The sequence below is a fragment of the Haloarcula salina genome (assembly GCF_010119195.1).
GTDB lineage: Archaea > Halobacteriota > Halobacteria > Halobacteriales > Haloarculaceae > Haloarcula > Haloarcula salina.
The window spans coordinates 1-13,339 of the sequence record NZ_WRXL01000005.1; the positions used below are offsets into that span (position 1 = coordinate 1).

Annotated in this window: 14 protein-coding genes and 1 pseudogene; 6 read left to right on the forward strand and 9 right to left on the reverse strand. The window is 60.4% G+C overall.

The genetic code is table 11. The features are described 5' to 3' along the window. Together GM656_RS13535 and GM656_RS13540 are read left to right on the forward strand one after the other, a co-directional pair. Nucleotides 1–210 (forward strand): annotated as a pseudogene (locus GM656_RS13535) (ABC transporter ATP-binding protein); the annotation flags it as partial. Nucleotides 211–221: 11 nt separating this feature from the next. Then, nucleotides 222–428 carry a hypothetical protein gene (locus GM656_RS13540; protein ID WP_162414217.1) on the forward strand — a complete coding sequence of 69 codons (207 nt, stop codon included), beginning with the start codon at nt 222–224 and terminating at the stop codon, nt 426–428. A gap of 908 nt (nt 429–1,336) precedes the next feature. Here the strand turns inward: GM656_RS13540 and GM656_RS13545 are convergent. From GM656_RS13545 to GM656_RS13580, 8 genes are all read right to left on the reverse strand, one after another. Next, entirely contained in the window at nt 1,337–2,212 is an 876-nt protein-coding gene (locus GM656_RS13545) for an energy-coupling factor ABC transporter ATP-binding protein (RefSeq protein ID WP_174242982.1), read from the reverse strand. After that, complete coding sequence (cbiQ, locus tag GM656_RS13550; RefSeq protein WP_162414218.1) at nt 2,209–3,021, reverse strand: cobalt ECF transporter T component CbiQ; 813 nt, start codon at nt 3,019–3,021, stop codon at nt 2,209–2,211. Before cbiQ ends, GM656_RS13545 begins: the two co-directional genes overlap by 4 nt. 2 nt (nt 3,022–3,023) lie before the next feature. Continuing rightward, nucleotides 3,024–3,347 (reverse strand): cobalamin transport operon protein, encoded by a 324-nt coding sequence (locus GM656_RS13555; protein WP_162414219.1) that lies wholly within the window; start codon nt 3,345–3,347, stop codon nt 3,024–3,026. Next, nucleotides 3,347–4,027, reverse strand: a complete 681-nt coding sequence (locus tag GM656_RS13560) for an energy-coupling factor ABC transporter permease (protein ID WP_162414220.1) — start codon at nt 4,025–4,027, stop codon at nt 3,347–3,349. Before GM656_RS13560 ends, GM656_RS13555 begins: the two co-directional genes overlap by 1 nt. Before the next feature lie 55 nt (nt 4,028–4,082). After that, nucleotides 4,083–4,481, reverse strand: a complete 399-nt coding sequence (locus GM656_RS13565; RefSeq protein ID WP_206673712.1) for a CopG family ribbon-helix-helix protein — start codon at nt 4,479–4,481, stop codon at nt 4,083–4,085. A gap of 190 nt (nt 4,482–4,671) precedes the next feature. After that, nucleotides 4,672–5,460 (reverse strand): ABC transporter ATP-binding protein, encoded by a 789-nt coding sequence (locus GM656_RS13570; protein ID WP_162414221.1) that lies wholly within the window; start codon nt 5,458–5,460, stop codon nt 4,672–4,674. Next, a complete protein-coding gene (locus GM656_RS13575; protein WP_162414222.1) occupies nt 5,451–6,293 on the reverse strand; it encodes an ABC transporter permease in 843 nt (280 codons plus the stop codon). Before GM656_RS13575 ends, GM656_RS13570 begins: the two co-directional genes overlap by 10 nt. Next, on the reverse strand, nt 6,290–7,315 hold the full coding sequence (locus GM656_RS13580; protein WP_162414223.1) for an ABC transporter substrate-binding protein: 1,026 nt from the start codon (nt 7,313–7,315) through the stop codon (nt 6,290–6,292). The genes GM656_RS13575 and GM656_RS13580 overlap by 4 nt, the downstream gene beginning before the upstream one ends. A 346-nt stretch (nt 7,316–7,661) precedes the next feature. Between GM656_RS13580 and GM656_RS13585 the strand changes: the two genes are divergently transcribed. From GM656_RS13585 to GM656_RS13600, 4 genes are all read left to right on the forward strand, one after another. Further along, entirely contained in the window at nt 7,662–8,906 is a 1,245-nt protein-coding gene (locus tag GM656_RS13585) for an ABC transporter substrate-binding protein (RefSeq protein ID WP_174242983.1), read from the forward strand. A gap of 139 nt (nt 8,907–9,045) precedes the next feature. Continuing rightward, nucleotides 9,046–10,239, forward strand: coding sequence for an ABC transporter substrate-binding protein (locus GM656_RS13590; protein ID WP_162414224.1), 1,194 nt, complete (start codon nt 9,046–9,048; stop codon nt 10,237–10,239). 2 nt (nt 10,240–10,241) lie between these two features. Continuing rightward, nucleotides 10,242–11,489 (forward strand): ABC transporter substrate-binding protein, encoded by a 1,248-nt coding sequence (locus GM656_RS13595; protein WP_206673713.1) that lies wholly within the window; start codon nt 10,242–10,244, stop codon nt 11,487–11,489. Between the two features lie 167 nt (nt 11,490–11,656). After that, entirely contained in the window at nt 11,657–11,983 is a 327-nt protein-coding gene (locus GM656_RS13600; protein WP_162414225.1) for a NifU family protein, read from the forward strand. Between the two features lie 537 nt (nt 11,984–12,520). Here the strand turns inward: GM656_RS13600 and GM656_RS13605 are convergent. Next, the gene (locus GM656_RS13605) at nt 12,521–13,303 is read right to left on the reverse strand and encodes an IclR family transcriptional regulator (RefSeq protein WP_162414226.1); all 783 of its coding nucleotides are present in this window, start codon (nt 13,301–13,303) and stop codon (nt 12,521–12,523) included. Between the last annotated feature and the right edge of the window lie 36 nt (nt 13,304–13,339).

Below are 13,339 nucleotides of genomic sequence, written 5' to 3' on the forward strand. Positions count from 1 at the left end.
ATGTCACAGGAGCTGGCGACGAACGACCAGTTGCTCATGAGTATCGACCCGGACTCCGACATCGAGGAAGAAGACGAGGTCGGGGTCGTCATCGACAGGCGGAACGTCCACCTGTTCGATACGGCGACGGGCGAAGCGCTCGTTCACAACCTTGACCCTGCCGGGGCCAGTGACAGTGTCGCGGGCAGTGAAGCCGAATCCGACGACTAAGGAAAATCGACATGAGCACGCACCTGACGGCAACAGTTTACTGGAGCGGGATGCTCGTCCTGTTTTTTTTCTGGGCGTACGGGATCGGCTCGTTCGTGTTGGACCTGAAGAACAAGATCATTCCCGGGCTCATCCAGTATCGGCGCGGCAGACGCGCCGAGAAGGCCGAACAGCAACGCGAAGACGAACGCGAAGAGCGCGAACAGCAACTGTACTAAAAGTTGTCAAATCCATAACACTTCTAGCTTACTTGCGGTCAATACGATTGCATCATTTTACGGGTGATTCAGCTGCGCAACCCGGAAGCACTCACCGTGGATCGTTCACTACAGGTGAATCACTGAACAAACCACGCACCAAGCATCGGGTGACTGATCGCCTCGAGGGACCCGTAGATCGCCCGGTGCACTCGCTGTAGTCGGATTCGTTGGTAACCGTCGATTCGACCGGCAAGACCTGCGTGTCAGGTGCGTCGAGTGGGCTGTCCGAGCCGGTCAGCCACGCGGTGAGGTAGACGACGCAGGCTGCGATGACAGCAATGGGAAGCTGGAGAGTGAAAACGCCGTAAATGAGTGTGATGATGATCGTTGCGCGAGTAGCCGTCTTTCGGTTGGTACCTCCGTAGTACGTGAATATTGCGACGACGAAGGACGCGATCCCAACACCCGTTCCGAGAAGGAGTCGTTGGGTGATAATCACCGAGTAGAGGAACGCAGTGCCACCAAGCAGGACGGATGCTGCTACAATGTGGACACGTTTCAGGGAGGGTATGTCACTAACGTTCTCCACAATATATTAAAAAATGCGTGTTCTCAATTTGGATAGAGACTGAATACTGCTAATAAATACGCAAACCTACTGTGTAGCTGATCCAACCGAAATCTCTCTGAACGAAGCTGCGGGAAGTGTAGCCGTTTGCATCGAGAACGTCAGTCTCGACTATGTCGTTGATCGTTGAGTTGAGACTAGAGCGGGTCTAACAGAGACGATCGGCGAGTCGAGGACTGGTTCGAGTCGGGCCTGCGGGATGTAGTACCAGAAGTCGAATGCCGTTCCCGCGAGATTGATGGCGACGATTACCCACGCATATCGCAACGAAACGGTCTTGATCTTCCGAGGAAGGTCCTCAGTCGTGTCCACTGCCATCAGGTGAGGGGTTCTGGACGGTTTCCAGGCCGTTGGCCTCTGTGAGAAGCGACACGAGGTCCGCTTCCGTCACTGGCTGTGCCGTGGCCACAAGCCCCGCATCGCGAGCCACCCGAACTGCACTCGGTGCGTGGAGATTCGCCTCCGCCAGCAGTGCGTCGTCGTAGAACACCTGCCGGGGCGTCCCGCTTCCGACGACGTTGCCGTCGGCCATCACACAGACGCGGTCCGCGACCGTTGCGGCAAAGTCGAGGTCGTGCGTCGACAGGACGACGCTGATGCCGTCCTCGTGAATCTGCTCGATCCGGTCGGCGACCAGGTGGGAACGCTCGGGGTCGAGCCCTGCCAGGGGTTCGTCCAATACGATCACACTCGGTTCGAGGACGAGCACGCCGGCGAGGCCGACGAGACGTTTCTCGCCACCGCTCAGATAGTGCGGAATTCGGTCTTCGAGGTGACTCGCGTCGACGGTCGCGAGCGCCTTACGAGCGCGTTCTCTCGCTTCGTCACCGGGCACGCCGTAGTTCCGGAGGCCGAACAGCACGTCATCGAGGACCGTGGGGGCAACGAGCTGCGTATCGGCGTCCTGGAAGACGAAGCCGACTTCCTTCCGGGCGTGTGCCTTGTTGTCTTCGGTGATCGGTGTGCCGTCGACGACGAGTTCGCCGTCGTTGGGAACGAGTGTGGCGTTCAGGTGTTCGAGGAGCGTCGACTTCCCGGCGCCGTTGCCACCGACGAGCGCGACGACTTCGTCGGGGTAGACCGAGAACTCCACGTCGTGCACGCCGACCGTCCCGTCGGGGTAGGTGTGGGCCTCACACTGGAGATCGACCAGCGGCGAGTGCGCTCCGCTCACAGTCCCACCCCGTATACCACGACCGCTGCATATCCGACGACGGCGGCGTACGAACCGATCACGACGAATAGTTCGTGGATCGGTGGCCGAGAGACGTCGCCGTACAGCGTGATATCGCCGTCGTAGCCGCGGGCCTCCATCGACTTGACGAGCCGTTCGGACTGCTCGATCGCAGACAGCATCGTCATGCCGAGAATTCTCGCGTACAGTCGCTTATTCGACCAGAACTCCGAGAAGTTCGCTCCGCGGGAGAGCGCGGCTTTCACCAGGTCCTCCAGCGTCTCGATCATCACGAACGTGAACCGGTAGGTGAGCAACGCGATCTGGTCGATCGGCCGCGGGAGCAAACGCCCGAGCAGGTACGCGACATCGGTGTATTTCGTCGTCATCGACGCCGTCAGGGTGAACGTAACGACGGTGAGTGACCGACAACTGAGCTCCAAGAAGAGCACGAGGCCCGCCCACGTGACGGAGAGTTCACCGAGCGGTGTCGGAAGTGCGCCACCGATCGGCGTGCCCGGTTCGAGAAACGCCAGCGGCCCGGCAACGGAGACGATGAACAGCATCGGGAGCGAGTACCAGCCGACCAGCCGTCGATACGGCAGCCCTGCCAGGCCGTAGACGACGAGGACAGCACCGTACAGTCCGGCCAGGAGCGCAAGCCGGTCGAACACCGTGACGGCGAGGACGAGCGCCCCGACGACGCCGACTTTCGTCCAGGGATTGACGCGGTGCAACCGTCCGTCTCGCCGCTCGGCGAAGGCTGTGATGAGCCGCGGGTCGGGAACGTGGTTCGAGAGTGTCGTCACGGTTACCGTGCCGGGCGTTCTCCGTCCTCGAAGCCGCCGTAGCGGTCGACGTAGACGTACAGCCCGATACCGATTACGGCGAGCAGGAGGACGATCCCGCCGAATTCGAGCAGCAGTCCGCCTTTGCGGATGGGACCAGCAACGACGATACCGCGGCCGAAGTCGACGAGCGCGCCGCCACCGTCCTGGACACCACGCTGGAGCGCTTTCGCAGAGCGCTTGGCCCACGGGAGGGCGCCACCGGTCGAGGTGAAGCCCCAGTACCCAGCGGCGAGAAAGGCCGCGAACAGACCGAGGAGTCCGCCGTACTGCTTCCAGCGCTGCATCAGGCGGTCACCCCAGTCGGCTCTTCTTGGGTATCGCGGTCGGCGAGGCCGACGAGGTCGGGGCGCACAGAGGCGAGGAACTGGACGATGAACCCCGTCAGGATGCCCTCGATGACGGCGACGCCGAGATTGAGCCCGACGAGACCGGCGACCGCGATCGTCAGGTCACCGCGAGGGAGCGCGCTCCCGTTCACGCCGCTGATTACGATGATCGCCCCCATCAGGAACGCGCCTGCCGAGAGGCCGAGCGTCGCCGCGCTCGCGCTGGCCGGGAAGACGTCCCAGTCCAACCCCATCAGGGCCTTGAACGCGTAGTAGGCGACGATGGCTTCGCTCGCGTTGACGAGCGTGTTCGCACCGAGCAGACCGACCGCACCGTGGCCGAGCGCTGCCGAGAAGATATTCACGACCAGTGCGATGAGCGCTCCGAGCAACGGGCCGGCGAGAATGCCGACGAGTCCGGTGAGGTTCATGTGGATGCCGCCCCACACGGGGATGTTCAGCTGGAAGATCGCGAAGCTCGCGGCCGCGCCGATACCCGCGAGCGCGATCTGGTGCGTCTCGATACCGCCCTTCCGAATGCGTCGGACGACCGCGCTAATCAGCACAGCGCCGAGTACGGTCCAGAGGAGCAGTGCCCACAGGGGGAACGACCCTTCTCCGAGGTGAATGTGTGCCATGACTGGTTTAACAATTTTGTAGAGAGTTATATTAAGATTGCTGTATTGAGTTGAGTTAGATAATAATATTAGCGTAGTATATCAATAGAGGTTGACAGCAGGAGAGTCGACTTCCGTCGGCACAAGTGGTTTCGAACTTATCGCTCGCTGATCTGTGGGCGCAAGAGATCGACGGGTACGACCGGTATTTCACTGAGAGTGGCTCGTCTGCACCTCGAGCGGTCGCGATAAATCGCCGGGCGTCGTCGTACGCGACTTCGATGACGAACGTCTCGACACAGTCGGCGTTCCCTTCGAGGCAGTCGTGAGAGTTCGACCGAATCGACGCTTCGAATTCGTGGCGGATGTCCATCATTCGCCGTTCGATCACCGGTTCGTCGTATCCGAAGACCGCAGTAATCGTCGCCAATACCCGCCGGTCCTCGTAGTCTGTCTCCTGGTACTCTTCGAGCAATGACTGGCACGCTTCAGGGATGGCCTCATTCGGCCGCTGTAGCCGTGCTCTTCGGCAAGCGTATCGAGGTCGTCCCGGAGTCGCTCCGTCATCGAGGAGTTCACCATGGGTATATGTTAAAAACACTTCGAAGGGTAATAGGAATAACAATCTAGAGAATGATTGTTAATAACTATGCCACAAGAGAGGGTCAGTGACTCGTGTCGGCTGGGCTCCCGAGTTCCTCCCTAATTCGCGCGACGTGGTCCACGAAGTCACGAGAAGTCCGTTCACGAGGGCGTTCTATGTCGATAGAGAACGTCGACTGCACGGTTCCCGGGTCTGCTCCCATCACGACCACGCGATCGGCGAGGGTCACCGCCTCGTCGATGTCGTGCGTGACGAACACGACTGTCTGCTCGGTCTGCGTCCAGATGTCGAGCAGTTCGGCGTGCAATCGGCCGCGCGTCCGGGCGTCGACACTCCCGAACGGCTCGTCCATCAAGAGGATCTCGGGATCGGGGGCGAGCGCGCGAGCGATTCCGACGCGCTGTTTCATGCCGCCGGACAGCTCCTTCGGGTACGCGTCTTCGAACCCGTCGAGACCCACCAAGTCGATCAACTCCCGGACTCGCGCTTCGCAGTCCGGGCAGTCACACGCAGGTCGGTCGAGGCCGAACCGGATATTCCCGCGCACGGTTCGCCACGGGAACAGCGCGTACTCCTGAAAGACCATCCCTCTGTCCAGCCCAGGACCGGTGACCGGGTCGCCACCGACCAGTATCGACCCACCGTCCGGGTCGTCGAGGCCGGCGATTGCCCGCAACAGCGTCGTCTTCCCACACCCGGACGGGCCGACGACACAGCAGAATTCACCCTCCGTAACCGAGAGCGAGACGTCTGCGAGCGCTCGGGTCGACTCGTAGGACCTGCTGACGTTCTGGATAGTGATCTTCGCGCGTGCCTCTCGACTGGTGGACGAGTCCGAACTCAGCGCCATGCGAGGACCCTCCCTTCGAGGAGTCGGAACCCGACGTCCATACAGAGGAACGCCAGGCTGATCAGGAACATGTAGGCGACGCTGGTCGCCATCGCGAGGTTGTTCGAGGCGTTGATGATCTCGTAACCGACGCCGGGTGCGCCGAACAGCTCGGCGCCGACGACGATCATCCAGCATCGGCCGATGCTCGTCCGGAACCCTGTCAACACCTGGGGGGCGGCGCTCGGGAGGGCGACGAGCTTTAGCATCGAGAGGTCGCGCTCCACGCCGAGGGTCGACGCAGCGTCGGTCAGATCGCTGGAGACGCCTTCGACGCCCCCGTACGCGCCGTAGAAGTTGATCCAGAACGCGCCGACGAAGACGATGAACGCCGCGCCGGTGTGGTGGATGCCGAACCAGACGATGGCGAAGACGACCCACGCCAGCGGCGGGACCGGTCGCAACACCCGGACGAGCGGCCGTAGCCAGTCGTCGAGCGAACCGTTCCAGCCCATCGCCAGCCCGAGACTGATGCCACAGCCCGCACCGAGGAGGAGGCCAGGAACGTAGTGGAACAACGTCTGTGCGAGGTGTGCGAAGCCGGTCGGCAGGACCAGCCTCGAAGCCAAGACGGGGACCGTGATCGCTGTCGAGGTCGCGAATAGATCGAGAAACGCGCGTACTGATTCGAGGGGGCCCGGAACCAGATACGACGGATGGGTCGTCATCGCACCAACCCACCAGACGAGGAGGAACACGAGGAGCCCGCCCAGGCCGCGCAGATACCGCCGTAGGTCCCCTTCGAAGCTTTCGGCGAGTACCGCGCTGGCATTGGTGTCGGTACGCGTACTCATTCGTGAATGGCGTCGTAGGGGTCGAACGCGAAGAGGTCCTCAGTCGCGACCGGTTCTTCGATGTTCCCGACGTTTGCGACGAATTCACCCATCGTCGCGGCCTGGTCGGTGATCGCGTGCGGGTCCGAGAAGAAATCCGACGCCTGTGAGTCCATGGCCGCCGTCGCGAGGTCCTCGCTCACGCCGGAGCCGATTACGGAGGCAGCGTGGGCGCCAGCGGCGTCCGGCGAGTCCGCCGTGAATTCGGTCGCCGCTATATGCTGTTCGACCAGCGACTGGGCGACATCGCTATCGGAGAGCACTCGCTGGTTCGCGAACAGCACCGTGACCGGGTGGTTTTCGAGGATATTTCCGGACCAGGCGAGTTCGCCGAAGCCGTCGTCCTGACCGATGATCGTCGCGAACGGCTCCTGGATGATCGTCGCGTCGATGTCGCCCGACTGGATCGTCTGGACCGCCTTCGCTGGCGGGACGTTCGACTTGTCGACGACGGACTCCATCTCGCCGGCGTCGAGACGCTCCTGGATCCAGTATCGGAGGACGATGTCGGGGACGCTCCCGTCGGGCGGGGCCCCGAATCGGACCTTCCGACCCTGCTCTCTCTCGAAGCGCTCGAACGCGGCTGCCCCGTCCTGTTCGTAGCGGTCGACGAGGTCGGCCGGTCCCACGATCTTGAAGCCATTTCTCGAGTTTGCCGCGAGGATACCGGCTTCGGTCCCTTTGTCGACGAGAACCATTGCAGGAGAGATGCCGAAGAGCGCAACGTCGACGTCGCCGCTGGCAAAGGCCTTGACGACGCTGGGACCTGAGCTGAACCGCTCTATCGTGACATCCGCAGGGACGGCCTCGTAGTATCCCTCCTGTAGCATCACGTAGTGTTGCATGTTGGGATAAATCGGGACGTACGCGACCGTGACGGAATCGAGTGAAGCACCTCCCTGACCGAGGCAGCCAGCGATTCCCGCCGTTGCAATCGTGGTTGCCCCCGTCTGGAGCAGTCTTCGGCGCGAGGTGTGAATCATCAGTGTTACTAATTCTAAAGTCAAATATAATAATAGCTGTGATTTTAGAGTAAATAGTTAATACTAATGGAGTTTGAGAACATAGAGATTGCTAGACTCGACGTGAGTTCCGCGGGAGGGGCGACACAGCATCAGCAAACGAAGCGAGCGGGCTATACTCATGCGCCGGCGGTATCAGCGTGACCTATCGTGAGCGTGTCCCTCGTCGCTCGAATGGTGTTGGCGTGCTCGAGCCGACGATTTCGCCCGACGTCGGCGGGTGTCCACGCAGTGAGACGGCGTGCTGACGGTTTCAGGACTGTCGGAGGTTCAGAACTGTTTTGTATGTTTAGGTAGACCTAAAAGTATGCCAGATGATTCCAGCGGCCACGAGGTACCGACGCGTCGTGACTTCGTGCGATACGGTGGCGCAGTCGTCGGCGGAGGCCTGCTCGCCGGGTGTGCAGGCCAGTCCGACAGCGGGTCGACGTCGACCGAGACGACTGGTGGCGAAATCGAGACAGCCACGCCACTGTCGGAGGACGAGAGCTACGCAGTGACGATGTCACCGGTCGGGACTGTCGAGTTCGAGCAGGTCCCGGAGAACATCCTGCCGTACTTTCCGATCTCGGCAGGAACTACTGTCGCGCTCGGACACGGTGAATCGATCAACGCGATCGGCTACGACAAAGAACTGTTCGGGAACACCGTCGACTACTATTACGACCGCCTCGAATCCGTCTCCTTCGAGTGGGAGGAGCTGGCCCGTGTCACGCAGAGTGACACCCCCAACTCGATCGACGAGGAAGTGCTCTACGAACTCGACAGTGACGTTCACTTTCTCGACCCGGCCGTCCTCCGGAGTTCGAATTACGGCTGGGATCAGGCGGACATCGAAGCCATCGCATCGGATGTCGGCCCGTGGTTCGGGAACTACTACAGTCGCACCAACGGACAGCCACCGGCGTCGTACCGGGAGAGCTACGAATACTACTCCCTCTGGGAGTATATCGGAAAGATCGCTTCCGTCCTGCGGGAAACAGAACGGTACCGGGCCTTCAAGTCGATCCGAGACGACCTCGTCTCACGGATCCTGTCTCGGTTACCACCAGAGCCCGAACGGCCGTCCGTCGCTATCGTCGCGTACGCGAACGAGACATTCTGGCCGTACGATTTCACGCAGGACGGCTACATCTGGGGGCACGTTCGCCCGATGGGCGTTGAAAACGCCTTCGAGACGGTCCAAGGAGGGCCCGGTTCGGACGGGAGCTACGACATCGAGGGGATCGCCGAGGCGTCGCCCGACGTGATACTCCGTTATTGGGGCACTGCCCTCGGTGAGACGTTCGTCGAGCGCCGGGCGAAGTTACTCGACAGGCCGCTCGCCGAAGAGATTCCGGCTCTCGACGACGAACGGTACTATCCTTCCGGCCACGGTATGCAGGGGCCCGTGATGAATCTGTTCAACCTGGAAATGACCGCCAAACAGCTGTACCCCGAGCAGTTCGGCGAGTGGCCCGCGTACACTGAAGAGTCGTACCCGGAAATCCCGGACGGGGAACAGTTATTCGACCGCCAGCGCGTCGCAGCCATCATCAACGGCGATATCTGACCGAGGACCACTACGGAACTCGAATCCACACACGACGACTGCGAGGACGTCGTCGCCGCCACCGGGGCCGCTGCCGAGCGGTGAGCGCCGTGACGGGCGGTTTCGGTGCCTTTTTATATTTTTAGGCCCGCCTAAAACCATGGGCGTTCAGACAGATATTCACGAAGTTCCGACCCGGAGAGAGACGATCAAGGGCACCAGCGCCCTCCTCGGAGGGAGCCTATTGGCCGGGTGTGCCAGCGAGAGCCCCGATGGTGCACCGACAGACGCGACCGACACGACGGCCTCGCAGACGACCGAAGATCTGACGTACTACGAGGTGACGATCGAACCGGCGGGAAACCGCACGTTCGAGGAAGTCCCCGAAACGTACGCGAGCATCCCCGGGGCGTGGATGGACATTGCAATGGGATTCGGAATCCAGCCGACGGCCGTCGCCGCCTTCGATCGCCTCCCGCTGAAGTACTACGATGCGCTCCCGGGCGTCGAGTTCGACGCAGACGCCGTCCAAACGCTCGGTGAATCGGCCGAGTCCCAGTACGACAAAGAAGTGTTCTACGACGTCGATGTCGACGTCCACCTCATGGATCCGCGCATGCTCAAGAAGTACTCGGGCTGGAAGGATACAGACCTCCGGGAGATCGAATCGACGGTCGGCCCGATCCTCGGCTCGCTGATTCGGTTCCCGTTCGCCGGTCGAGACCCCTACTACACGCTCTACGAGGCATTCGAGAAGGCCGCACAACTCTTCCAGCGTCAACCCCAGTACGAGGCGTGGGTGGACCTCACTGAGTCGTTCCACGCCGATATCGAATCCCGCGTCCCCCTCTCTGGGGAAGACGCACCGACAGTCGCGGCGTTCAACTTCGGATTCAGGCCGGAATCCGGGAAATTTTTCGCGGCGAACATCGACGCGGCGCGGAACGACACGCGGAGTTTCCGGAAGTTGCAGGTCGATAATGCCTTCGAGGGCGAAGAGTACGTGCCGTTCAAGCCGATCGGCTACGAGAAACTCCTCGAAGTCGACCCCGACTACATCGGAGCAATCGGTTATCTATCGTATATCGACGACGCCCGGTTCCAGGAGATCGTCGAGGCGGCACAGAACCACGAGACGCTAAGCGAATTGAGCGCCGTTGCGAACGGGAACATCGTACGGACAGGCGGCCAGTACATGGGGCCGATCATCGATCTGTTCTCGACGGAGGCACTCGCCAAACAGCTCTATCCCGAGGAGTTCGGTGAGTGGCCCGGCTCGATTCAGGACGTTCCGCAAGACGAGCAACTGTTCGACCGCCAGCGCGTTGGGGAGATTGTCAACGGTAACATCTGAACATGAGTAACGACGACACCACCAAGGGGCGGGCACCGACGCGACGTGGCTACATGAAGTACGGCGGAGCAGTCGTCGGGGGCGGGCTACTCGCCGGGTGTGCGGGGCAGTCCGATTCGGAATCGGAGCCGGCCGAGACGGCCAGCGACGCCACCTCGACACCGACCCGGACCGGGACCGAAGACGACCCCTATTCGGTGCAGATGGCGCCGATGGGCGTGGTCGAGTTCGACGAGGTCCCACAAGACGTGTTCACCATCCTGGGCCATCACGTAGACATGCTGCTGGCACTCGGGCGCGGTGATGACATCAACGCCATGCACAGTCCCGGCTACCACCAAGCGCTGTACGAGAAGCTGGTGGCCCGCCTCGACGGCGTCTCCGTCGACTGGGAAGGGCTGTACTCGTCGTGGCCCCCGACGAAGGAGAAACTGTACGAACTCGACAGCGATGTCCACATCGCGGATCCGGCCAAGGTCACGACTGGCGAGGGCTGGGCCGACAGCAACGTCCAAGAGATCGCAGAGAACGTCGCCCCGTGGTTCGGCAACACCCTGAGCGGCACAAACCGCACACCGCCGGAGGACTGGGCAGACAGGTACGAACACTACACGCTCTGGGAGATCTTCGGCAAGATCGCGCAGGTCTTCCAAGCACAGGATCGCTACGACGCGCTCCGGTCCATCCACGAGTCGGTACTCCAGACCATCGAAGAGAACCTTCCGCCGACGTACGACCGGCCGAGTGCGGCGCTCATCTTGCTCTCTGCCGACGAAGACAGCGGCTGGGGATACAAAATGAACTATCCTGGCTACTACGCCGCTCACACTCGACCGATGGGGGCCGAGGACGCGCTGGCAGACGCCATCGGCGAGGGCTACGGCGACGACGGGCGGAACATCACGCTCGATTACGAACTGCTCCTCGAGGCGGACCCGGACGTGTTGCTGGTTCTTGGGCCGATGACAGGGTACTTTTCCCTCGGCGAGATTCGGCAGCGACTCGAGAACGACGATGTCGCCAGTGAAATCACAGCGGTTCAGGAAGACCGGGTGTATGCCCAGGGGGCGCGGCGACAGGGACCGATACTGAACCTCTTCCAGTTGGAGATGACGGCCAAGCAGCTCTATCCCACGATCTTCGGCGAGTGGAAGGGCTACGTCAACGGCGAACCGTATCCCGAGATTCCCGAAGACGAACAGCTGTTCGACCGACAGCGAGTCGCGGACGTCGTCAACGGTGACATCTGAGTAGCGGTGTCTCAGACTTAGAGTTAGGCAGTACGAAAAATTGATAGATTTCATTAATGAACCGGGACTCTATTCCAAATACAAAGGGTAGAGGTGCTGAAGAGCGTTATTTTAGGCACTCCTAAATCTAAAGATTTATGACACTATGGGACTGATCTACAGTTGTAATGAGCGCAGAAGGACTCGAACGACAGACGCGTAGTTACCTGAGCAACGAAGTCCCCCAGATTCAGCAACACGGCGGCAACTTCGAAATCCGCGACGTTGACGAGGATGCGGGGACGGCGACCGTCGTTATCGGCGGCGCCTGTTCCGGGTGTGGGATCGCTCCGATGACGATGAAGGCCATCGAACACCGACTCCCCGAGAGTGTCGAGGGGCTCGAAGACGTCGAGGTCGTCCGGTCGGGTGGTCCCCGCGCTGCGGTGATGCCCTCGAAGACCGACGAGATGGACGACATGGACGAGTACGAGGACTACAGCCCCCCGTTCTAACCGGCCGACCGCCGCGAATCACCCTCTCCACAGTTGTGGAGAGTAGCTGAAGACGGTGCGCGATCAGCACGCTTTAACGGCATTCCGTCGCAGAGAGAACAAACAGCTACATCAATCGTATCCACCGAAGTTGTGACTCCCGTCGGAGACGGACTGGACTCGCGCGGTTTCCGGGGTACTCGTCATTCGAATGTCCGCAGCGGAACGAAGTTGTATCGTTGTACAAGTCGTCATTCAAGCTGCCTTAAACAAATAACTCGTTATCAGGCCAAATATACACATATACATCCAATTCTTCCCTTATCATAGCCAATATGAGGTTTTTCCAGCATATCGAGATCAGATTGTGGCATTACATTCTCATATATGTTTTTTCGTCAGCAGATAAAGATATTTGATTTCGTATGACGCGTTGAATGGAGAGGAACCTTTGGTTCGACGTATCAAACCCGACGAAAGTGTGCTGGAGAGCGTCTCTCGCTGGCCGGATGGTCCAACTGAATCACGACTGGACCTGAATCGGAACCCAGAATGTCGTTACCCGTCGATCGTATTGTACTCGTAATACTGATTTCGAACTTCGATCTCGTTTTTCGTGTACCGGAGAATCTCCAGAATATTCGCCATATAGCTCGACGTAAACCGGTCTCGGGGGCCGGTGATGCCAAGCGAAACCAACACGTTGTGCTCTTCGTCGAAAATCGGGACCGCGATCCCGCGGACTCCCCGAAGGTGCTCTTCGTCGTCTATCGCGTACCCCTGTTGACGGACCTGTTCGAGTCCGCGTTCAAGTTCTTCGTAGGTCGTCAACGTCTCGTCTGTCCCCTGGGGCAGTCCGTGGACGTCAACGATTTCGCGCCGCTTCTCTACCGGGAGATTCGCTAGAATCGCCTTGCCAAGTGACGTCCAGTGCATCTCGGTGTAGTTTCCGATCGGAATTTCGTCACCGGCGGCTTTCTCACCCGTACTACGGTAGAGAATGACTCGCTGCCCGTTCTCTTCGATGCCCGCACCGGCGATCTCGCCGGTCTTCCGCGCCAGTTCTTCGACTTTGTTACGGAGCAGGCGAGCGACGTCCAGCCTGTGTCGGACGCTGCCGCCGATCTCCAGAAATCGGAACGAGCGGCGGTACTGTTTGTCCTCTTTCACGACGTACTCGTTCTCGACGAGCGTATTCAGATGCAAGAACACCGTACTGGTGGGAATGTCGAGATGCGAGGCCAGCTCGGAGAGTCCAACGGGTTCGAGTTTTCCCATCGCTGAGATGATTTCCAGCGTGGTCTCGACGGCGGTGATTGTGTTCGGGTGTTCGTCTGGCATAGTCGGTGTTGTTCCCCACTGGATGAAAGTGTTTCC